The organism is Pseudomonas sp. KD5 (assembly GCF_012932895.1).
Lineage (GTDB): Bacteria > Pseudomonadota > Gammaproteobacteria > Pseudomonadales > Pseudomonadaceae > Aquipseudomonas.
Window position 1 is genome coordinate 164,130 of the sequence record NZ_JDWJ01000007.1, and the last position, 22,673, is coordinate 186,802.

General features: G+C 59.5%; 18 protein-coding genes. 7 read left to right on the forward strand and 11 right to left on the reverse strand.

From position 1 onward, the window contains the following. Nucleotides 1-231: 231 nt before the first annotated feature. From AF70_RS17075 to argE, 5 genes are all read right to left on the reverse strand, one after another. Nucleotides 232-870 (reverse strand): peroxiredoxin, encoded by a 639-nt coding sequence (locus AF70_RS17075; protein WP_018928623.1) that lies wholly within the window; start codon nt 868-870, stop codon nt 232-234. 291 nt (nt 871-1,161) lie between these two features. Further along, nucleotides 1,162-2,529: an OprD family porin gene (locus AF70_RS17080; RefSeq protein ID WP_019580552.1), complete on the reverse strand. Its 1,368-nt coding sequence runs from the start codon at nt 2,527-2,529 to the stop codon at nt 1,162-1,164. Nucleotides 2,530-2,927: 398 nt separating this feature from the next. Then, nucleotides 2,928-4,259, reverse strand: a complete 1,332-nt coding sequence (locus tag AF70_RS17085) for an OprD family porin (protein ID WP_019580551.1) — start codon at nt 4,257-4,259, stop codon at nt 2,928-2,930. Between the two features lie 620 nt (nt 4,260-4,879). After that, nucleotides 4,880-6,178: an amino-acid N-acetyltransferase gene (gene argA / locus AF70_RS17090; RefSeq protein WP_028939113.1), complete on the reverse strand. Its 1,299-nt coding sequence runs from the start codon at nt 6,176-6,178 to the stop codon at nt 4,880-4,882. Between the two features lie 135 nt (nt 6,179-6,313). After that, nucleotides 6,314-7,471, reverse strand: a complete 1,158-nt coding sequence (argE, locus tag AF70_RS17095) for an acetylornithine deacetylase (RefSeq protein WP_028939114.1) — start codon at nt 7,469-7,471, stop codon at nt 6,314-6,316. 177 nt (nt 7,472-7,648) lie between these two features. Here argE and AF70_RS17100 point away from each other — a divergent pair, with 177 nt between their 5' ends. Next, nucleotides 7,649-9,016, forward strand: coding sequence for an inorganic triphosphatase (locus tag AF70_RS17100; protein WP_028939115.1), 1,368 nt, complete (start codon nt 7,649-7,651; stop codon nt 9,014-9,016). Between the two features lie 159 nt (nt 9,017-9,175). Here the strand turns inward: AF70_RS17100 and AF70_RS17105 are convergent, their stop codons facing one another. Next, on the reverse strand, nt 9,176-9,646 hold the full coding sequence (locus AF70_RS17105) for an Lrp/AsnC family transcriptional regulator (RefSeq protein ID WP_018927598.1): 471 nt from the start codon (nt 9,644-9,646) through the stop codon (nt 9,176-9,178). 126 nt (nt 9,647-9,772) lie between these two features. Between AF70_RS17105 and AF70_RS17110 the strand changes: the two genes are divergently transcribed. The 5 genes from AF70_RS17110 to AF70_RS17130 all read left to right on the forward strand — a co-directional run bounded on the left by AF70_RS17110 (nt 9,773) and on the right by AF70_RS17130 (nt 13,851). Continuing rightward, complete coding sequence (locus AF70_RS17110; RefSeq protein ID WP_028939116.1) at nt 9,773-10,111, forward strand: hypothetical protein; 339 nt, start codon at nt 9,773-9,775, stop codon at nt 10,109-10,111. 103 nt (nt 10,112-10,214) lie between these two features. Continuing rightward, nucleotides 10,215-11,999, forward strand: a complete 1,785-nt coding sequence (locus AF70_RS17115; RefSeq protein ID WP_028939117.1) for a GspE/PulE family protein — start codon at nt 10,215-10,217, stop codon at nt 11,997-11,999. 99 nt (nt 12,000-12,098) lie between these two features. Further along, nucleotides 12,099-13,013 (forward strand): SPFH domain-containing protein, encoded by a 915-nt coding sequence (locus tag AF70_RS17120; protein WP_007940374.1) that lies wholly within the window; start codon nt 12,099-12,101, stop codon nt 13,011-13,013. An 11-nt stretch (nt 13,014-13,024) separates the two neighbouring features. Continuing rightward, nucleotides 13,025-13,462 carry an NfeD family protein gene (locus tag AF70_RS17125; RefSeq protein ID WP_019580545.1) on the forward strand — a complete coding sequence of 146 codons (438 nt, stop codon included), beginning with the start codon at nt 13,025-13,027 and terminating at the stop codon, nt 13,460-13,462. Nucleotides 13,463-13,530: 68 nt separating this feature from the next. Continuing rightward, on the forward strand, nt 13,531-13,851 hold the full coding sequence (locus tag AF70_RS17130) for a DUF2388 domain-containing protein (RefSeq protein ID WP_019580544.1): 321 nt from the start codon (nt 13,531-13,533) through the stop codon (nt 13,849-13,851). A gap of 76 nt (nt 13,852-13,927) precedes the next feature. Here the strand turns inward: AF70_RS17130 and gcvP are convergent, their stop codons facing one another. Continuing rightward, nucleotides 13,928-16,801, reverse strand: a complete 2,874-nt coding sequence (gcvP, locus tag AF70_RS17135; protein WP_028939118.1) for an aminomethyl-transferring glycine dehydrogenase — start codon at nt 16,799-16,801, stop codon at nt 13,928-13,930. Between the two features lie 153 nt (nt 16,802-16,954). Here gcvP and AF70_RS17140 point away from each other — a divergent pair, with 153 nt between their 5' ends. After that, the gene (locus tag AF70_RS17140) at nt 16,955-18,094 is read left to right on the forward strand and encodes a DegT/DnrJ/EryC1/StrS aminotransferase family protein (protein ID WP_026331821.1); all 1,140 of its coding nucleotides are present in this window, start codon (nt 16,955-16,957) and stop codon (nt 18,092-18,094) included. 47 nt (nt 18,095-18,141) lie between these two features. Here AF70_RS17140 and gcvH read toward each other — a convergent pair whose 3' ends face one another. The 4 genes from gcvH to AF70_RS17160 all read right to left on the reverse strand — a co-directional run bounded on the left by gcvH (nt 18,142) and on the right by AF70_RS17160 (nt 22,612). Beyond that, nucleotides 18,142-18,525 (reverse strand): glycine cleavage system protein GcvH, encoded by a 384-nt coding sequence (gcvH, locus tag AF70_RS17145; protein ID WP_018927591.1) that lies wholly within the window; start codon nt 18,523-18,525, stop codon nt 18,142-18,144. A gap of 50 nt (nt 18,526-18,575) precedes the next feature. Continuing rightward, nucleotides 18,576-19,658 (reverse strand): glycine cleavage system aminomethyltransferase GcvT, encoded by a 1,083-nt coding sequence (gcvT, locus tag AF70_RS17150; RefSeq protein WP_019580541.1) that lies wholly within the window; start codon nt 19,656-19,658, stop codon nt 18,576-18,578. A 156-nt stretch (nt 19,659-19,814) separates the two neighbouring features. Further along, nucleotides 19,815-21,431 carry an iron ABC transporter permease gene (locus AF70_RS17155; protein ID WP_028939119.1) on the reverse strand — a complete coding sequence of 539 codons (1,617 nt, stop codon included), beginning with the start codon at nt 21,429-21,431 and terminating at the stop codon, nt 19,815-19,817. 176 nt (nt 21,432-21,607) lie between these two features. Then, nucleotides 21,608-22,612: an extracellular solute-binding protein gene (locus AF70_RS17160; protein WP_028939120.1), complete on the reverse strand. Its 1,005-nt coding sequence runs from the start codon at nt 22,610-22,612 to the stop codon at nt 21,608-21,610. Nucleotides 22,613-22,673: the final 61 nt, after the last annotated feature.

A 22,673-nucleotide genomic window follows, 5' to 3' on the forward strand; every position in this document is an offset into this window, starting at 1 on the left:
CATAAATCATATTTATTCATTTAGTTATAGCTTAAATGAATATACTGTTTGTCTTTTTCCAGACAAAAAACAGGCCGTCGAAACGGCCTGAAAATCCCCTGCTTTGTAAATCTACACAGCCCTTGTAGGAGCGAGCGGTGCGGCGATCCGACTTGCCCGCGAAGGCGTCATCCCTGACGCTAGAAAGACCGAGGCGTTCGCTTCGCGGGCAAGCCTCGCTCCTACAAAGGTTCAGCGATTCGGCTGCGGCGTCAGCCGCAGGTACGGTTTCACCGCACGGTAACCCTTGGGAAAACGTCGCTGGATTTCATCTTCGTCCTTGAGCGACGGCACGATCACCACCTCATCACCGTCCTGCCAATTGGCCGGGGTGGCCACCTTGTAGTTGTCGGTGAGCTGCAGCGAATCGATTACCCGCAGAATCTCATTGAAGTTACGGCCGGTACTCGCCGGGTAAGTGATGGTCAGCCGGATCTTCTTGTTCGGATCGATCACGAACAACGAGCGCACGGTCAAGGTGTCGTTGGCATTCGGATGGATCAGGTCGTACAGGTCGGACACTTTACGGTCCGCATCGGCGAGGATCGGGAAGTTGACGATGGCGTTCTGGGTTTCGTTGATGTCCTCGATCCACTTGTGATGCGAATCCACCGGGTCCACGGACAGGGCAATGGCTTTGACACCGCGCTGGGCGAATTCATCCTTGAGCCTGGCAGTGAAGCCCAGCTCGGTGGTGCACACCGGCGTAAAGTCTGCCGGATGGGAAAACAGCACGCCCCAGCTATCGCCTAGCCATTCGTGGAAACGGAGGGTGCCGGCGCTGGAATCCTGTTCGAAATCGGGGGCGATATCGCCAAGTCTGAGGCTCATGGTGCTGCTCCTGGTGAGTGCTTGTTGAGCTCAACTGTGCCTGCGTTCCATTTTAATTAAAAAGAATAAATATCAATTTATTTAGATCATAAAGAAATATTAAAGATCTGTTCACTGGACCTGATCCGCCATCGGGACGAACATCGATCCCAAGGTTCGAGAAGGCCTTGAGTTGTTGCAAAAAGGGAACTTCAAGGCGGGTTTACGGGGGTGAGCCCGCCTTGAAAACGCAAAAGCCCCGCCCGGCGTGATGCCGGGCGGGGCTTTTTTTTGTCGGTTACGCGAGCGCTATTACAACAGCGGGATCGAGTAGCTGACGATCAGACGGTTTTCGTCCTGGTCGCGCTGACCCGGAACGTCGTTGCGCCACATGGCGTTTTTCCAGGTGAGGCCCAGGTTTTTCAACGGACCTTCTTGTACTACGTACGCCAGGGTCAGATCGCGTTCCCACTCGGAACGGCCACTACCGGATACCGGGTGAGCAGCGGTGTTGGCGATAGTGTCGATGTTGTCACCACGCAGGTAAACGATGCCGGCAGTAGCGCCTGGCAGGCCAACCTTGGCGAAGTCATACGAGTAGCGAGCTTGCCAGGTACGTTCGCCGGCACGGGCGAACTTGGCGATCTGGCTGTCGGTAATTATGTAGGCCGACGAGCCGTCACCCTGGTTCAACCAAGGGAAGTCGCTGCTGCCATTGCTGACCTGATAACCGCCGCCAAAGGTGTGACCGGCAACGGAGTACAGGAACAGGCCGCTATACAGGTTGTTGTCGACTTTACCGCGACCGGCACGGAAGCCCTGATAGTTGCCGGAGCTGAAATAAGCCGAGTCGTGACCGTTGGCACCGTCATCGGAGCTGTTGAAGTAACGCAAGTCAGACTTCAACACACCAGGACCAATCGACCAGTTGTGAACCAGGCCCAGGAAGTGTTGCTTGTAGAAGTCTTCCAGGTTGCCGTAGTAGTACTGGGCAGTCAGGTCTTTGGTGATTTTGTAGTCACCGCCACCGTAGATGAACTTGTTGCTGTCACGACCGGCAGCAGTGTGGGCGTTCGCCCCAGCGATCGACAACTCTTCGTTGTTGCTGGAGTTACGACCCTTGGCGTGCTCGATCTGACCGCCGACCAGTGTCAGGTCTTTGATTTCGTTCGAGGTGATCTGACCGCCCTGGAAGGTTTGCGGCAGCAGACGACCGTCGTTGGTCACGATCACCGGCAGTTTTGGCTGCAGGGTGCCCAACTTCAGTTCGGTCTGGGAGATCTTGGCTTTGGCAGTCAGGCCCAGGCTGGAGAAGTTATCAACCGCTTTGCCGTTGGACTCACTTGGGAAAACAGTGCCGCCGTAAGAGGTAGGAGTTGCGCCGTTGGTGCCGCCACCCGAATCCAGACGGACGCCCAGCAGGCCGATGGCATCAATACCAAAACCAACGGTGCCTTGGGTGTAGCCCGAGGTGAAACGCAGATCGAAGCCTTGGCCCCACTCTTCGTTTTTGCTCTGAACATTGGAAGCAGTTCTAGCTGCCGAATCACGGTTATCAGTGTTGATGTAGAAGTTGCGCAGCCCCAATGTAGCCTTGCTGTCTTCGATGAAACCGGCGGCGCCTGCCTGCTGCGCCAAAACCCCTACGGCCACAGCCAGGGCCAAGGTGGACTTGTTCATTGTTTCGCTCCTCTCATTTCTAATTCTGGGTTCCTGGTCCTGGTCGAGTGCCCGGATCCAAAGATGCGCAATGAGCGCCGGGTGGTCAGCCCCCCTTGTTTTTGCCGACATGACAAACCAAAAGATTTACCGCGGTATTTTTTAATGCCATTTAGGCATATATATCCATGCCGGGACTCAAGGTATCGGCTCATGAACCAATTCCTTGATCTTCAAAGTCGGGGGGTGCTGAATCCGATACTCGTGTTGCTGCCAATGAGTACCTGATGGATTCATTTTATAGACTTGGGCAAAAAACAAAAAAGAATAAATAACCAATTGAAGCTATTTTTTTGGAATATCAAAAAATACGCAAAAAAAAAGCCCCGCCAACAGGCGGGGCTTTTTTTTGAGGGTTATTACAGGAAGCTGTAGGTGTAGTTGAAGATCAGACGGGTCTGGTCAACATCAGGGTTGTTGGTGACTTCACTGCCACGGTAGACGCCATTACGCAACGTCACGCCGAAACCTTTGAAGCTGCCCTGTTGGATTGTGTAGTCAATCCGCATGTCGCGTTCCCACTCGGACCCATCAGGACCACGGCCATTCGTTGCTTTGATGTCATCGCCATGCAGATAGGCAATCGAGGTTTTCAAGCCCGGCACACCCAGCGCAGCGAAGTCATAGGAGTACTGACCGAAGGTGGTGTTTTCACCGGCACGAACGAAGCCGTTGATCATGGAGTCGGTGAACAGGTAGAAGCTGGCACCACCGTTCCCTTCCAAACGACCATTGCCATCAACCACGCTGCCCTGGTTCAGGTAAACGAAACCGCCGTCATCGCTGACGCGCTGGTGACCGACCAGGAAGGCGTTGCCACCCAGGGTGTAGGTGAACATGGCGCTCCAGGTCTTGTTATCGACCTCGTTCGGCTTGCTGGCATAACCGTTATTGTTGTTGAAATGATAACCGGCATCACCGTTCTTACCGTCTGAGCTGCTGTCGAAATAGCGCAGATCGGTCTTGAAGGACTGGTTGGCATCGATCGGAAAGACGTGGACCAGGCCGAGGAAGTCCTGCTTGTAGTAATCTTTCAGGTTCGAGTGGTAGTACTGCAGGGTGAGGTCTTTGGTGACCTTCCAGTCTGCACCGGCATAACGGAACTGGTTGCTGTCCTGAGTACCGCCAGCCACAGCCAGGCCAGTAGCGTTTGACGAGGCGCGACCCGCCGAGTGTTCCAACTGACCTGCGTTGAAGGTCACGTTGTCGATTTCCTTCGAGGTGATGGTGCCACCCTCAAAGGTCTGTGGCAGCAGGCGGCTGTCATTCGCTACCAGAATCGGCAGGTTAGGCTGCAGAGCGCCACCCAGGTGGGCCTCGGTCTTCGAGAAACGTGCCTTGACGTTAGCCGCCGCGCGGCTCCACTCGTTCACGGCCGAGCCATCGGTATCGCTTGGGAAGAACGTGTTGTTGGCTGGGTGGTGACCCTTGCCACCGTCCAGATGGATACCGACCAAGGCCTGGGCGTCGATACCGAAGCCGACAGTACCTTGGGTGAAACCGGACAGGTAATCGAACTTGAGGCCTTCAGCGGTCTCTCTCTGATCCGCGCCGCCTTCCCGGTTGTCGTTATTGAAATACATGGTCCGGGAACTGACGGAAGCCTTGCTGTCTTCCAGGAAACCCGCTGCGCCTGCCTGCTGCGCCAAAACCCCCACGGCCACAGCCAGGGCTAAGGTGGACTTATTCATGTTTCGCTCCTCTCGTTTTCTAATTTTTGTGTTCTTTGGTCTTGGGTCGAAAGCCCTGGATCCACAGATGCGCGATTAGCGCCAGACCGTGACTACCAAGTCAATCGTAACCATGTATGTCTACGACCAAGGTCTAACGTCGAATATTGAGTCCCTGCCGGTGGCTCATCGAACCGGACATAACGGCATTGGCCCAAAAGCTAATTCCTAAAGGTATTTACCAGCCTTTTTTTATTCCCATTGGCTTTGGCACATCCCGTACGCGTCAATCCCTATCGAAAAGGCGACGCCATCATGGCTAAACGCGCACTATCTAGTCAATTTGTTACAGTTTGTGTATCGCTATTATTTTTCTTTCGGCTCGGGCGGGACGGCAATTCGAGAAACCATAGGCCATAAAGTCGATTGGCGTCGTTTCGATCGCGGTTCGTAAGTGGTCAGCGCCGCGCAGCAGACCGCGGTGCGTTGGCGGCACGACGAAGACGATTGGAGAGATGGCGAAGTTCTTGCGGGAGCAAGGGAAGGTAGAAACGGTGCTGCCGGATTATTCGCCGTAGGTCAGCGCCAAATACGTCACTGAGTGATGATCGTTCCCACGCGTGGGAACGATCATCACTCAGTCAGAGGGCTTTTTCGAAGATCTTCGAATTACGCTGATAGTTGTACAGCGACGCCCGCGCCGACGGCAGGCGATCGACGCTGCTCGGCACGAAACCCCGCTCACGGAACCAGTGGGCGGTCCGGGTGGTGAGCACGAACAAGGTTTTCAACCCCTGCGCACGGGCGCGGGTTTCGATGCGTTCCAGCAATTCATCGCCGCGACCGCCATGGCGGTACTCCGGGTTCACCGCCAGGCACGCCAGCTCCCCCGCATCCGAATCGGCAATCTGATACAGCGCCGCGCAGGCGATGATCATGCCTTCACGCTCGACCACACTGAACTGCTCGATCTCGCGCTCCAGCACCTCGCGGGAACGGCGTACCAGAATCCCCTGCTCTTCCAGCGGGCTGATCAAGTCGAGCAAACCGCCGACGTCCTCGATGGCCGCCTCGCGTACCACCTCGAATTGCTCCTGGGCCACCAGCGTACCGCCACCGTCACGGGTGAACAGTTCGGTCAGCAGCGCGCCGTCTTCGGCGTAGCTGACGATATGGCTGCGCGCCACACCGCCCCGGCATGCCTCAGCAGCTGCGTCCAGCAGCTCAGCCTGATAGTTGCTGCCCAGGCGTTGCAGGTGCGCCGGCACTTGTTGCGGACGCAACTCGCGAACCAGGCGACCATGTTCATCCAGCAGACCGAGCTCGGCGCCGAATAGCAGCAACTTGTCTGCGCCCAGGTCGATGGCCGCGCGGGTCGCGACGTCTTCGCAGGCGAGGTTGAAGATCTCGCCGGTCGGCGAGTAACCCAACGGCGACAACAGCACGATGGAGCGTTCGTCCAACAGGCGATTGATGCCCTTGCGGTCGACCCGGCGCACTTCGCCGGTGTGGTGATAATCGACACCTTCGAGCACGCCGATCGGCCGCGCAGTGACCAGATTGCCGCTGGCCACCCGCAGGCGCGAGCCCTGCATCGGCGACGAGGCCATGTCCATGGACAACCGCGCTTCGATGGCGATGCGCAGTTGGCCGACCGCATCGATCACGCACTCCAGCGTCGCCGCATCGGTGATGCGCATGCCGTGGTGGTAGTGCGGGGTCAGGCCGCGAGCAGCGAGGCGGGTTTCAATTTGTGGACGCGAACCGTGAACCAGCACCAGTCGCACGCCCAGGCTGTGCAGCAGCACCAGGTCGTGGACGATATTGCCGAAGTTCGGGTGCTCCACACCGTCGCCGGGCAGCATGACGACGAAGGTGCAATCGCGGTGGGCGTTGATGTAAGGCGAAGCGTGACGAAGCCAATTGACGTATTCGGGCATGAACCTGGGCCTGTAATAAATAGCAGCCGAAAAAAGAGTAACGCAGTAAACGCACAGCGGGCTGATGGTTATCGTCGGAACAGGCTTGGCGACACGCGCGCTCTCCTCATAAGTACGGGTAGTGACACTGGCAATTTATACGAGCGACGCCGGCGTCAGGCAGTAATGTTCGATCAGTTGACGTAATAGATGCACGGTAGGCTGCAAACGTGACATTTCGAGGTATTCCCCCGGTTGGTGGGCGCAGGCGATATCGCCGGGGCCCAAGACCAGTGTTTCACAGCCAAGGCGCTGAAGATAAGGCGCTTCTGTGCCGAACGCCACTGCTTCGGCGCGATGGCCGGTGAGCTTTTCGGCGACCTTCACCAATTCCGAGTCCTCGGCCTGCTCGAATGGCGGCACTTCGGGGAATAATGGCGCGTAATCGATCTTCACCTGGTGCCGTGCGGCAATAGGGTTGAGCTTCTGCAAAATCGCCGCGCGCAGGGCACTGGGGTCCATGCCCGGCAGCGGACGCAAGTCAAATTCCAGCGAGCACTGGCCGCAGATGCGGTTGGGGTTATCGCCACCGTGAATGCAGCCGAAATTCATCGTCGGCTGCGGCACGCTGAACTGCGGATTACGAAATTCCCGCTGCCATGCCAGACGCAAGCCGCGCAGTTCGCCGATGGCATCGTGCATGGCTTCGAGGGCGCTATGGCCCAGGCTCGGGTCCGAGGAGTGACCGCTCTGACCGAGGATGTCGATGCGCTCCATCATCACGCCTTTGTGCAGACGGATCGGTTTCAACCCCGTCGGCTCGCCAATCACCGCCGCACGACCTAGTGGTCGCCCGGCTTCGGCCAAGGCACGCGCACCGGACATCGAGCTTTCTTCATCGCAGGTCGCAAGAATCAGCAAGGGTTGCTTGAATGGTTGCTCGAGCAAGGGTTTGACGGCTTCGATGGCCAGGGCAAAAAAGCCCTTCATGTCGCAACTGCCCAGGCCCACCCAACGGCCGTCCACTTCCGTCAGTTTCAGCGGATCGGTCTGCCACAGCGCCGCGTCGTACGGCACCGTATCGCTGTGACCGGCCAGCACCAGGCCGCCGGGACCGGAACCGAAACTGGCCAGCAGGTTGAACTTGCCGGGGCTGACCTGCTGGATGTCGCAGGCAAAACCCAGCTCTCCGAGCCATGTCGCCAACAAGTCGATGACCGGCCGATTGGTTTGATCCAGATTCGGTTGGGTACAGCTGACGGACGGCGCGGCGATCAGCGCAGCGAACTGATCTTTCATGGACGGTAAAGGCATCGCTGACTCCCAACTCCCGAATTGAAGTCCATCATAGAGCCATCCGGCGACAGGAATAAACCGTCGCGGCCGTCACCAAGCGTCAACAGACCCTACAACCCTTGAGTCCTGTACACTGCACGACCTTGGCAGCCACACATTTCCCCGGCTGCGCTCCCGATCCTGGATTTTCCGGCCATGCAGAAAGAAACCGAAATCAAACTCCGCGTCAGCCGCGAAACCCTCGCCGCCCTGCGCGAGCACCCGTTACTGAAGAAACGCAACAAAAGTGGCTGGGAACGCCGTGAGTTGATGAACCAGTACTTCGACACGCCCGAGCGCGACCTGGCCCGCGCCAAGGTTGCCCTGCGCCTGCGCCGCGATGGCGAAGAAGTGATTCAGACCCTCAAGACCCGTGGCCAGAGCGTCGCCGGTCTGTCCGAACGTCACGAGTACGACTGGCACCTGCCCAAAGCCAAACTCGACGTGAAGAAGCTCGACGGCGAATGCTGGCCCGAGCAGTTGGCCGAACTGGACAAGAAAACCCTGAAAGCCATCTTCACCACCGATTTCGTGCGTGAACGCGCGGAAATCGCCTGGGGCCGTGGCAAGACCAAAGTGGTCATCGAAGCCGCGCTGGACCTGGGCCACGTGGTGGTCGGCAAGCAGAAAGAAGAAATCTGCGAGCTGGAACTGGAACTGCGCGAAGGCGAGCCGGCCGCGCTGCTGGAACTGGCCGCCGAACTGGCCGCGACCCTGCCGCTGATGCCATGCGACATCAGCAAGGCCGAACGCGGTTATCGCCTGTTCGACGCCAACAGCTACTCGCTGAGCTTGCCGGCGCCGCAGATCACCGCCGAAATGCCACTGGACGATGCGTTCGCCGCCTTGTGCTGGCATTTGCTTGGCAGCAGCCAGCGCCTGGCCGAGCAATATCGCTTTAATGGCCACTGGCGCCTGCTGCAGGACTGGGTCGAAAACCTCGCTGAAATGCGCGCGCTGATCAGTAGCCTCGGTCAAGCCGCGCCGCGTCAGTCGACTCACGATCTGCGGGTCGCGCTGGATGCCTTGCTGGAAGACTGGCGCCCGCTGGTACAGGCCGGCCTGGACGACGAAGACGTGCGCAAAGCCGCGCCGGAGCAGTTCCTCGAAGAGCTGGAAGATCCGCGCTGGGGCCTGTTCTCGCTGAACACTTCGCGCTGGTTGCTGGCCTGTACCTGGGCTGCCGATCGCAACACCCGTGGCAATCGCCAGGGCGCCGCGCAACTGGGCAGCTGGCTGCCACGCCTTCTGGGCGAAGAAGCCAACTCGCTGCAACTGCAGCGTTACCAGCAACAGCCGGAAGACCTGGCCGAACAACTGCCGCGCATCGAGCGTATCCAGGCCTGGCTGCACCACGCCCGTAGCGTGCTGGACATCCCGGAAATGGATCGCTTGTACGGTGAGTTGAAACAGCTTGCCCTGCTGGCTAACGAGCCGATCACCGATGAGTCGCTGGATGCGCGTAAGCAGCAGGCGATTGCGGTGTATCAGAATCGTGCCTGGAAAATGCTATTGCGCATGTAACACCCAACACCTGTGGCGAGGGAGCTTGCTCCCGTTCGGCTGCGAAGCAGTCGTAATCCGGGCATCGCGGTTTGTCTGGCATACCGCAATGGCCGGATTAGGAGCGCTTCGCACTCCAGCGGGAGCAAGCTCCCTCGCCACAAAGGCCCTCGAACATCATCAACGCAACACCGGCAAACTCGTCGTGGATTTGATTTCCGACAACGCCACGATCGAGTTGACCTCCTGTATCCCCGGCACCATCGACAGTTTCTCGAAGAAGAAACGCTCATAAGCCTCAATGTCTGCCGTGACGATCCGCAACAAGAAATCCACCGATCCCATCAGCACATAACATTCCAGCACTTCGGGAAAACCGCGAATCGCTTCGGTGAACTCAGTGAAGTTCGAGCGCCCGTGGGCGTTGAGTTTGATCTCGGCGAAGATTTGCGTGTTGAGGCCGATTTTCTTGCGGTCAAGCAACGTCACCTGACCGCGAATGATCCCCTCCTCCTTCATCCGCTGAATCCGCCGCCAGCAGGGCGACTGCGAGAGTCCCACCTGTTCGGCGATCTGCGCGCTGGAGAGCGAAGCGTCCTCTTGCAGCAACGCGAGAATCTTGCGGTCGTAGCCATCCAGCTCGCTATGCATAGAAAAACCTGAAATTAATATGATCTTGAATTGATCGATTCGATAAATCGTCAACAAGCCCAATCATAGATAAGAAATACCCCACACCGAATGTAAAAATTCCTCCAATGATTTTGGAGCCCGACCATGCCGCCCCTCGAAGCCGTGAACACCGCGCCCGCCCGCGCCGATGTCTGGAACGTCAGCAACACCCACTGCCGCGTTCAATACCAACTGCTGGCCGAGGCCGAGCCGGATCTGCTGTGCCGCGCGCTCAATCTGTTCGCCTTGCAGTTTCTGACGCCGCAACAGGTCAACGTGCAGCGCCTGGACGATCTGCTGTCGATCGACATCGTCATGGACGGCCTGAGCTGGCACCGAGCCCAGGTGATCGCGGAAAAACTGCGTAACCTGATCAGCGTCTGCTCGGTGAATCTGCAAGCGGCTGATTCAGCGTGGCAGGAGCCGGCGCAGGCAGCGGGCTGACCCCCTCCCCTGAAAAAACCCGACACGTGTTGGTCGGGTAGTGGCCCAACGGTCTGCGGGTGCCCAGCTATCCTTTGCGAACGGTTGTTCATAAGGAGCCCGCATGTCCGTTCAACTTGCCACTCAGGACCGCTGGCTGGACCTTAACGATTTGCTGCGTGAACTGGTCGCCCAGGGCTTTGTCAGCCAGGACTCTGCCGAACACGCACTCAACGCCCGCCGCCGTCACGCCACCAATGCTCAGCAACATCCGCTGGAGTTCATCGCCAGCCAACATCTGGACGACCTCAGCCGTCCCGGTAAACACCTCGATCTGGAAAGCCTGACGCTGTGGCTGTCCCAGCAGGCCGGCCAGCCTTACTTGCGCATCGACCCACTGAAAATCAACGTCGCCGCCATTACGCCGCTGATGTCCTATGCCTTCGCCCAACGCCACAAGATTCTGGCGGTGGCCATCGACCGCGATGCCGTCACCGTGGCCAGCGCCCAGCCCTTCGTCAGCGGCTGGGAAGTCGACCTGACCCACGTATTGAAACTGCCGATCAAGCGCGTGGTGGCCAACCCGGTGGATATCCAGCGCTTCAGCGTGGAGTTTTTCCGCCTGGCTAAATCGGTCACCGGCGCCACCAACGCCGATCAGAAGACAAGCAACCTGGGCAACTTCGAACAATTGCTCAACCTCGGCGCCAGCGACCAGGAGCCGGACGCCAACGATGCGCACATCGTCAACATCGTCGATTGGCTGTTCCAATACGCGTTCCAGCAGCGGGCCAGCGATATCCACATCGAACCCCGGCGCGAGCAAGGCACGGTGCGCTTTCGCATCGACGGCGTGCTGCACAACGTCTATCAATTCCCGCCGCAGGTGACCATGGCCATCGTCAGCCGCCTGAAAAGCCTGGGGCGGATGAACGTTGCGGAAAAACGCAAACCCCAGGACGGCCGAGTCAAGACCAAGACCCCGGACGGCGGCGAAGTCGAGCTGCGGTTGTCGACATTACCGACAGCGTTCGGCGAGAAGATGGTGATGCGGATCTTCGACCCGGAAGTGCTGCTCAAGGACTTCGATCAACTGGGTTTTTCCGCCGAGGACCTGCGCCGCTGGCAAGACATGATCCGCCAGCCCAATGGCATCATTCTGGTGACCGGGCCAACCGGTTCGGGCAAGACCACCACGCTGTACACCACCCTCAAAAAACTGGCGACGCCGGAGGTCAACCTCTGCACCATTGAAGACCCGATCGAAATGGTCGAACCGGCGTTCAACCAGATGCAGGTCCAGCACAACATCGACCTGACCTTTGCCGCCGGCGTGCGCGCGCTGATGCGACAAGACCCGGACATCATCATGATCGGCGAGATCCGCGACCTCGAAACCGCCGAGATGGCGATTCAGGCGGCACTCACCGGGCACCTGGTGCTGTCGACGTTGCACACCAACGACGCCCCCAGCGCCATCAGCCGCCTGCTGGAACTCGGCGTGCCGCATTACCTGATCAAGGCCACGGTGCTCGGAGTCATGGCCCAGCGTCTGGTGCGTACGTTATGCCCTCACTGCAAGGCCCCCTTGACGTTGGGCGAAGACGATTGGCAAACCCTGACCCGGCCTTGGCAAGCGCCACTGCCGACCAATGCCCAGCGCGCCATCGGTTGCCTGGAATGCCGCGAAACCGGCTATCGCGGTCGCGCCGGGGTTTACGAAATCATGCAGCTGACGGATGGCATCAAAGCGCTGATCAACCCCGACACCGATTTGCTGGCGGTCCGGCGTCAGGCGTTCAAGGAAGGCATGCGCAGTTTGCGGTTGTCGGGGGCGCAGAAAGTGGCGGCGGGATTGACCACGATTGAAGAGGTGTTGCGGGTGACACCGCAGAGTGAGCAGAAATAGGTTACAGATTGCGCTCGGATACTTCCCCCAAGTCGCATCCAAACCTTTTGCCCTACACTCTGGTCATCGCAACTCAATCCAGACTGGACAGGGACCGTTATGAGCATTGCACTGATTCTCTTCGTCGCGCTGGTCGTGGCCATTCTTTTCATGGGCTTCAAAGTGGTGCCCCAAGGGTTTGAATGGACGGTCGAACGCTTCGGCCGTTACACCAACACCCTCAAGCCAGGCCTGAGCATCATCATTCCGGTGATGGACCGCATCGGCCGCAAGATCAACGTGATGGAAAGCGTGCTGGACATTCCGCCCCAGGAAGTCATCACCGCCGACAACGCCACCGTGCAGATCGACGCCGTGTGCTTCTTCCAGGTGGTCAATACTGCCCAGGCCGCCTACGAGGTGAACAACCTCGAACATGCCGTGCGCAATTTGCTGCAAACCAATATCCGCACCGTGCTCGGGTCCATGGAGCTGGACGCGATGCTCAGCCAGCGCGACAACATCAACGAAAAACTGCTGCGCACCGTCGACGAAGCCACGGCGCCGTGGGGCATCAAGATCACCCGGATCGAGATCAAGGACATCAGCCCTCCCGCCGACCTGATGGCCGCCATGTCCGGCCAGATGAAAGCCGAGCGGATCAAGCGCGCACAGATTCTGGAAGCCGAAGGTTTGCGCGCCTCGGCGATCCTCACCGCCGAAGGCAAGAAGCAGGCGCAGATTCTCGAAGCCGAGGGCAGTCGTCAGGCGGCGTTCCTCGAAGCCGAGGCCCGGGAACGTCAGGCCCAGGCCGAAGCCCAGGCCACCAAAGTGGTGTCCGAAGCCATCGCCGGCGGTAACGTGCAGGCGGTCAACTACTTCGTCGCACAGAAGTACATCGATGCCTTGGGCAAACTGGCCTCGGCCAACAACAGCAAAGTGATCCTGATGCCGCTCGAAGCCGGTTCGATGATTGGTGCAGTCGGTGGCATCGGCGAAATCGTCAAGGCCACCTTCGACGGCAAGAAAGGCTGAGGTCGCCGCCCATGGAACTGTTTTCGTTCTGGAGCTGGCTGGCCCTGGGCACGCTGTTGCTGATCCTCGAGGTGTTCGGTGCCGGCGGTTATCTGCTGTGGATCGGCATGGCAGCCGCCGCCGTCGGCGTGCTGACGTTCCTGATACCGGGTTTGCCCTGGGAATGGCAGGTGCTGTTGTTTGCCGTTTTTTCGATCCTCACCGCCCTGTACTGGTGGAGACGTCAGCGCAGTGTGGTGCGGGCCAGCGATCAGCCGAACCTGAACCTGCGAGGGCAAGAGCTGATCGGCAAGGTGTTCGTGGTCACTGAAGCGATTGTCGATGGCCGTGGCAAGATCAAGGTCGCCGACGGTGTGTGGATGGCCCGAGGGCCTGATGCCGCGCCTGGCAGCCGTGTTCGGGTGATCGGACAACAAGGGGCGATTTTACTGGTGGAGCGGGCCGACTAACGTCACGGAACTCGATTGGGTTATTGGCAATCAAAGGCCGCAGTTAAAACCCAGTGGAGTCACCTTTTATGCGTCTCAAACTTGCTGTCGCTACCGTCGCCGTGTTGTCCCTTCAAGTCGGTTCGGCGATGGCTGATGACAGCTTTTTGCGTAACGTCCTTACTTCCGGTGCCACCACCGGTACGTCCTACCTGACCTCCAGGGATCACAAGCTGATCGTCGCCGCCCAGGACGACGCCGGCAGCTTTGTCGCCAGTGACGGCGCCATTCGCGGCCCCTATCTGGAATCTGCCATGCAGAAAGTCCGCGCTGAAAACCCTGGCCTGCAAGCCACGGACATGGAACTGGCGAACGCCATCCTGGCGAAGAATGCCATCGCCTCGAAGTAAGGTTCGTTGCTGAACAAAAAATGCCGCTCTAAATGAGCGGCATTTTTTTGCCCCTGATTTGTAGGAGCGAGTGATTTCAGCGGTATTCATCCACCGGCACACACGCGCAAAACAGGTTGCGATCGCCGTAGACATTGTCCACACGGTTCACCACCGGCCAGTACTTATGGGCCTTGGTGTGAGCATCCGGCGTCACCGCCTGCTCGATGCTGTACGGCCGCTCCCAGACACCGGTGATGTCGGCCAGGGTATGCGGCGAACGCTTCAGCGGGTTGTCCTCCGCCGTCCAGTTGCCGTTTTGCACCTCGTTGATTTCCGCGCGAATGCTCAGCATCGCATCGATAAAACGGTCCAGTTCCGCCTTCGATTCACTCTCGGTCGGTTCGACCATCAACGTCCCCGGCACCGGGAATGACATGGTCGGCGCATGGAAGCCGTAGTCCATCAGGCGTTTGGCAACGTCTTCTTCGCTGATCCCGGTCAGCGCCTTGAGCGGACGCAAGTCGAGGATGCATTCGTGGGCCACTCGCTCGTTGCGCCCGGTGTAGAGCACCGGAAACGCCCCGGACAAATGCTGCGCCAGGTAATTCGCGGCGAGGATCGCCACCTCACTCGCATCCGCCAGTTGCGGCCCCATCATCGCGATGTACATCCAGCTGATCGGCAGAATGCTTGCACTGCCCCAAGGGGCTGCGCTTACCGCTCCGTTCCCCGGCAGCGGGCCATCGATCGGCACCACCGGGTGATTGGCGACAAACGGCGCCAGGTGCGCCCGGACACCAATCGGGCCCATCCCCGGTCCGCCACCGCCGTGGGGAATACAGAAAGTCTTGTGCAGGTTCATGTGCGACACGTCGGCACCGATATCTGCCGGCCGCGCCAACCCGACCTGCGCGTTGAGGTTGGCGCCATCCATGTACACCTGACCGCCATGGCGGTGGATAACTTCACAGATCTCGCTGATGCCTTCCTCGTAGACCCCATGGGTCGAAGGATAAGTCGCCATCAGGCAGGCGAGTTTGTCCCCCGCCTCGATGGCCTTTTCTTTCAGGTCTTCCAGATCGACATTACCCGCCTCGTCGCACTCGACGATCACTACCCGCATCCCGGCCATTTGCGCCGAGGCCGGGTTGGTGCCGTGAGCCGAAGACGGGATCAGGCAGATATCCCGCGCGCCCTGATGACGACTCTCGTGATATTTACGGATCGCCAGCAACCCGGCGTATTCGCCCTGGGCGCCCGAGTTGGGCTGCATGCAGATTGCATCGAAACCGGTGATCGCGCAGAGCCAGCGTTCCAGTTCCTCGATCATCAGGGAATAACCCACCACCTGCTCTTTCGGCACGAACGGGTGCAGGTTGGCGAACTGCGGCCAGGTGATCGGGATCATCTCGCTGGTGGCATTGAGCTTCATGGTGCAGGAGCCCAGCGGGATCATCGACTGATTGAGCGCCAGGTCTTTGTTTTCCAGCTGCTTCAAGTAACGCAGCATTTCGGTTTCGCTGTGATGGGCGTTGAACACCGGATGACGCAGATAAGGCGTACTGCGCTGCAATCCTGCAGGAATGCCGGACGCCAGGGCCTCAGCATCCAGCTCGTCGACGTTGAGCCCATGATCGGCACCTAGAAACACATCGAACAGTTTCGCCACGGTGGTTTCGTCACTGGTTTCGTCGAGGCTCAGGCCCAATCGCCCGCGACCGAGAATGCGCAGGTTGATCTGCGCCGCCTGGGCACTTTCGATGATCGCGGTCTGAGTGCCACCGACCTCCAGGGTCAGCGTGTCGAAGAACTGTTGGTTCACACGTGTAACGCCATGGCGTTCCAGGCCGGCGGCGAGGATGCAGGTCAGCCGATGGACACGCTGGGCAATATTTTTGAGCCCTTCCGGACCATGGTAGACCGCATAGAAACTGGCGATATTGGCCAGCAGCACCTGGGCGGTGCAGATATTCGAGTTGGCCTTCTCCCGGCGAATGTGTTGCTCGCGGGTTTGCAGGGCCATGCGCAGGGCGACATTGCCGCGAGCATCTTTCGACACGCCGATGATCCGCCCGGGAATCGCGCGTTTGTACTCGTCGCGGCTGGCAAAAAACGCCGCGTGCGGGCCGCCGTACCCCATGGGCACGCCGAAGCGCTGGGATGAACCGAACACCACATCGGCACCCAACTCTCCCGGCGGAGTCAGCAACAACAGGCTGAGCAGATCGGTGGCGACGCAGGCCAAGGCTTGCTGGGCATGCAGATGATCGATCAGCGGACGCAGGTCACGAATTTCGCCATGGGTGTCGGGATATTGCAGCAACGCGCCGAACACTTGATGCTGCTTCAAGTTATCCACAGCGTCGACGATCAGGTCGAAACCGAACCCTTCGGCCCGGGTCTGCACCACGGAAATCGTCTGCGGGTGGCAGTTTTCGTCGACGAAGAACAGATTGCTTCTGGACTTGGCGACACGCTTGGCCAGCGCCATGGCCTCGGCGGCCGCCGTGGCTTCATCCAGCAGCGAAGCGTTGGCCAGTTCCAGACCGGTCAGGTCGATGGTCAGCTGTTGGAAATTCAGCAGCGCTTCGAGCCGGCCTTGGGCAATCTCCGGTTGGTAAGGCGTGTAAGCGGTGTACCAACCGGGATTTTCCAGCACGTTGCGCAGGATGACGGCCGGCGTGAGGGTGCCGTGATACCCCATGCCGATCAGGCTGGTCCAAACCTGGTTCTGCTCGGCGTAGCCGCGCAGTTTGGCCAGTGCGGCTACCTCATCGAGGGCGGGCGGCAGGTCCAGCGGTCGGTTGAGGCGGATTCCCGGCGGCACCGTCTGCTCGATCAACTCGACGCGGCTGCCAAGACCGAGGCTGTCGAGCATCGCCTGCTGCTCGGCGGCATCGGGCCCGAGGTGGCGGCGCAGGAAGGTATTGGGGTCGCGTAACTGGCTCAAGGACGGCAACTGGGACATGACGGGCTCTCTCATGACTGGCGCTCAGCGTCGATGCAACTCGGTCAAACCAGCATAGCAGTCGATACCGGCACGGATGGCGTGGCGCTGTCGGTCAATCCGGATCATTATGCTCGGCGCCTACAAACGTTCGCTGATCGGGTATCCACATTTATGAGCCAACTGTCTTTCCTGCCCTTCTCCAAACCCACCATCGATGAAGCCACGATTGCCGCTGTCGGCGATGTGCTGCGCTCGGGCTGGATTACCAGCGGCCCCAAGGTTCAGGCCTTTGAAGCGCAACTCTCGGAATACTTCGGCGGGCGCCCGGTGCGTACGTTCAATTCCGGCACCTGCACCATGGAGATCGCATTGCGAATTGCCGGCGTCGGACCGGGTGATGAAGTGATCACCACGCCGATTTCCTGGGTGGCCACCGCCAACGTGATTCTGGAAGTTGGCGCCACGCCGGTGTTTGCCGACATCGACCCAGTCACTCGCAACATAGACCTGACGCAGCTTGAAGCAGCGATTACCCCGCGCACCAAAGCCATCATCCCTGTGTTTCTCGCGGGACTGCCCGTGGACATGACGCGCCTTTACGCGATTGCAAAAAAGCATGGTTTGCGAGTGGTGGAAGATGCCGCCCAAGCATTGGGTTCGAGCTGGAACGGCCAGCGAATCGGTGCGACTGGCGATTTCGTGTCCTTCAGTTTCCAGGCGAACAAGAACGTCACCTGTTCAGAGGGCGGTTGCCTGGTATTGAATAATGCCGAGGAAGCACGGCTGGCGGAAAAGTACCGCTTGCAGGGTGTCACCCGCAGCGGTTTCGATGGGCTGGACGTTGATGTGCTGGGCGGCAAGTTCAACATGACCGATGTCGCGGCAGCCATTGGCCTGGGCCAGTTTGCCCACATCGAAGCGATCACCGCTCATCGTCGTGAGCTGGCCAAACATTACTTCGCTTGCTTCGGCGAGGACTTCGAAGCGCAATACGGTGCTCAACTGCCCCCGGCGGATTTCGAGAACAGCAATTGGCATTTGTTCCAACTGGTGCTCCCGGAACGCCAGGATGGCAAACCGGCACGGGCTACTTTCATGGAGCAGATGCAGGCACTGGGAGTGGGTATCGGCTATCACTACCCGCCGATTCACCTGCTGAGTCTTTACCGCGAACGCGGGTTCAAGGAAGGCATGTTCCCGATCGCCGAGCGGGTCGGAAGACTGATCGTCTCGCTGCCGATGTTTACGGCCATGGATAAAGCGGACGTCGAGCGTTCGGTGGCCGCGGTGAAAGCCGTCTTGCGGACTTGATCCGGCCTTTGCAGGAGCTGCCGAAGACAGCTCCTGCAAAGCGGGTATTACTCGCCGATGGCGGCCTTGTAGGCCATCGGGTCGAGCAGCTTGTCCAGCTCAGAGGTATCGCTTGGCTCCAGCTTGAAGAACCAGCTGTCATAAGGCGCGCTGTTGACCAGTTCCGGGCTGTTGGCCAACTCTTCGTTGACCGCAATGACGGTACCGGAGACCGGTGAGTAGATATCCGACGCAGCCTTGACCGACTCGACGACACCCGCAGCCTCACCGGCAGCGAACACTTTGCCGATTTCCGGCAGCTCGACGAACACCACATCACCCAAGGCTTCCTGAGCATGGTCTGAAATACCCACTTTCACGCCGCCATCATGGTCTAGACGGGCCCATTCGTGACTTTCGGCAAAACGCAGGTCGACAGGGATTTCGCTCATGTTCTGTGTCCTCAAGAAAAATGTCGGCAGTCATTGACCGCCAAAAAAGGTTAGATCAAGGTTTTGCCATGGCGTACGAAGGTCGGCTTGACCACTCGAACCGGGTACCACTTGCCACGGATTTCCACTTCGGCACGGTCAGCGGTGGCCGCTGGCACGCGCGCCAGTGCAATCGACTTGCTAAGCGTAGGAGAGAAACTACCACTGGTGATCTCCCCTTCGCCAACATCGGCGATGCGAACCACCTGATGCGCTCGCAAGACACCACGTTCTTCAAGGACCAGACCGACCAGTTTGTGCTGCACGCCAGCGGCCTGCTCGGCCTCCAGGGCGGTGCGGCCAAGGAACTGGCGCGTGGCCGGTTCCCAGGCAATGCTCCAGGCCATGTTGGAAGCCAATGGTGAAACGTCTTGATGAATATCCTGACCGTACAGGTTCATGCCGGCTTCGACCCGCAAGGTATCGCGCGCTCCGAGGCCGATCGGGGAAATACCCGCGCCCACCAGATCGTTGAAAAACCCCGGCGCCTGATCGGCCGGCAGCACGATTTCCAGACCGTCCTCACCGGTGTAACCGGTGCGGGCGATGAACCAGTCACCGTCGGCCTGACCTTCGAAATGTTTGAGCTGCTGGATCAACGTAGCTCGGGACTGGGTCACCAGTTCGGCAATCTTGTGCCGGGCGTGAGGCCCTTGAATGGCCAGCATCGCCAGTTCGGAGCGCTCGTTGAGCCGCACATCGAAGTCGCCGAGATGAGCCTGCATCCAGGCCAGGTCCTGATTGCGGGTGGAGGCGTTGACCACCAGCCGATATCCGTCATCAAGGCGATAGACGATCATGTCGTCGACGATACCGCCGTGCTCGTTGAGCATGGCGCTGTACAAGGCACGGCCGGGGCTGTGCAGGCGTTCGACGTCGTTGGCCAGCAAATATTGCAGCCAGGCCTTGGCCTGGGGGCCGTCGACATCGATCACGGTCATGTGGGATACATCGAAAACCCCACAATCTCGGCGCACCTGATGGTGTTCCTCGACCTGCGAGCCGTAATGCAGAGGCATATCCCAACCGCCAAAATCGACCATCTTCGCGCCGAGGGCGAGATGAAGGTCATACAGAGGCGTGCGCTGTCCCATGGGTTTCTCCTTCCGGGCGTGGCGAAGGTGCGGACAGCCGCTGTATGGGGTGAAATGCCTTGAAATAAAGGCTTTCAGCCGATTTCAGCAACCCGGTCTGAAAGACGGACCGCACCGAATGCCGCGCATTGTAGCCGCAAGGTGTAGGACTGACACCTAGCCGTTTCGATGCGCCGACCTTCTGATTAATCCGATGACCGGCAACAGCCCGACCAGAACCAGGGTCAGTGCCGGCAACGAGGCCCTTGCCCACTCGCCTTCGCTGGTCATTTCAAAGATCCGCACGGCCAGCGTGTCCCAGCCGAACGGGCGCATCAGCAGGGTCGCGGGCATTTCCTTGAGCACGTCGACGAACACCAGCAACGCAGCGCTCAACGTGCCCGGAAGCAGCAGCGGCAGATACACTTTGAAAAACAGTCGTGGCCCACTGACGCCAAGGCTACGTGCTGCTTCGGGCAAAGAAGGCCGTATACGCGCCAGGCTGCTTTCCAGCGGCCCGTAAGCCACGGCGATGAATCGCACCAGATAGGCCAGCAACAACGCCGACAGGCTGCCCAGCAGCAACGGTTTGCCCGCGCCGCCAAGCCAGCCCGACAGAGGAATCACCAGTTCGCGATCCAGGTAACTGAACGCCAGCATGATCGACACCGCCAATACCGAGCCCGGCAGTGCGTAGCCGAGGTTGGCCAGACTGATGCCGGAACGGATCACCCGGGTCGGTGCCAATCGACGGGCAAACGCCAGCAGCAGCGCGACGCTGACAGTAATCAACGCCGCCATGCCGCCCAGGTATAGGGTATGCACGATCAACCCGGCATAACGTTCGTCCAGATCGAAGCGCCCGCGTTGCCAGAACCACACAAGCAGTTGCAGCACGGGAATGACGAAGGCGCAGGCGAACACCAGACCACACCAGCTCATCGCCGCCAGCGCCTTGACCCCATGCAGGTGATACAGCGCCTTGACCCGCGGCCGTTCGTTGCCCGCCCGGTTGGCTCCCCGAGCCCGGCGCTCGCCATATAACACCACCATCACCACTAACAGCAGCAGGCTGGCCAGTTGCGCGGCGGTGGGGAGACTGAAAAAGCCGTACCAAGTCTTGTAGATGGCGGTGGTGAACGTATCGAAGTTGAACACCGACACCGCACCGAAATCCGCCAGGGTTTCCATCAGCGCCAACGCCACCCCCGCGCCGATCGCCGGACGCGCCATGGGCAACGCCACTCGCCAGAACGCCTGCCACGGGGATTGCCCAAGGACTCGCGCCGCTTCCATCAGGCCTTTGCCCTGAGCCAGAAATGCAGTGCGCGCCAACAGGTAAACGTAGGGATAGAAAACCAGCACCAGCACCAGAATCACGCCACCGGTGGAACGCACTCGTGGCAGCCTCAGACCACTGCCGAACCATTCGCGCAACAGGGTTTGCACCGGGCCGGCGAAATCCAGCAGGCCGACGAAAACGAAGGCCAGCACGTAGGCAGGAATCGCGAACGGCAGCATCAACGCCCAGTCCAGCCACCGCCGCCCCGGGAACTCACAGAGGCTGGTGAGCCAGGCCAGGCTGACGCCCAGCAGCGTTACGCCGAAGCCGACGCCAACGACCAGCGTGAGGGTGTTGCCCAGCAGCCGCGGCATTTGCGTGTCCCACAGGTGGGACCAGATCTGCTGATCGATGGTTTGCCAGGAAAGAAGCAGGACGCTCAGGGGCAGCAGGACCAGCGCAGCGATGGCGAAGACCAGGGGATACCAGCGGCGTTGGGCGGGGTGGGCCAAGGAAAGCTCTCGTTTAAATGATTGTGCCCACGCTCTGCGTGGGCACACATCTTGTGATGCCCTGCGTCACGCCTCGACGCAGAGCGTCGGTGGATGCATCCCCACGCAGAACGTTGGAACGATCAGGCCGGCAGGGACGCCGCCACTTCATTCGGTGGCGCAGTATATCGACAGACTCAGTTCCAGCCGACCCGATCCATCATCCGAATCGCTTCAGCCTGACGCTTGCCGGCGATTTCCACTGGCAAGGTATCGGCCACGAACTTGCCCCAGCTCGCGACTTCAGCCGAAGGCTGAACGGCAGGGTTGGCCGGGAACTCCTGGTTCACGTCAGCGAAAATCTTCTGCGCTTCAGGCGTGGTCATCCACTCCACCAGCGCCTTGGCGGCTTCCGGGTGCGGTGCATGTTTGGTCAGGCCGATACCCGACAGGTTGACGTGCACGCCACGGTCGCCCTGATTCGGCCAGAACAGTTTCACCGGCAGGTCCGGCTTCTGCTTGTGCAGACGGCCATAGTAGTAGGTGTTGACGATGCCGACGTCGCACTGACCGGCATTGATCGCTTCCAGCACGGCGATGTCGTCGGAGAACACGTCGGTGGACAGGTTGTTGACCCAGCCTTTGAGGATTTTCTCGGTTTTCTCGGCGCCATGGACTTCGATCATGGTGGCGGTCAGGGACTGGTTGTAGACCTTCTTCGCCGTGCGCAGGCACAGGCGGCCTTCCCACTGTTTATCGGCCAGCGCCTCGTAGGTGGTCAGCTCACCGGGTTTCACCCGGTCGGTGGAGTAGGCGATGGTTCGCGCCCGCAGGCTCAGGCCGGTCCAGGCATGGGAGGATGCGCGGTATTGCAGCGGGATGTTGGCGTCGATCACCTTGGAGGTGAACGGCTGGAGGATGCCCATCTGCTCGGCCTGCCAAAGGTTGCCGGCATCGACGGTCAGCAGCAGGTCGGCAGTGGCGTTTTCGCCCTCGGCCTTGATCCGCTGCATCAACGGCGCTTCCTTGTCGGTGATGAACTTCACCTGTACGCCGGTTTTCTGGGTGTAGGCATCGAAGACCGGTTTGATCAGCTCATCGATACGCGAGGAGTAAACCACCACCTCGTCGGCAGCCTGGACGGCGGTGCTGCCGATCAGGGTCAGGGCCAGTGCGGTCAGTAGACGCTTGGGTGCCAACATGGAAGCGGTCTCTCGAAATGGGGAAGTGAGGCCAAATGATAAGGACTCACATTTCGCTTCT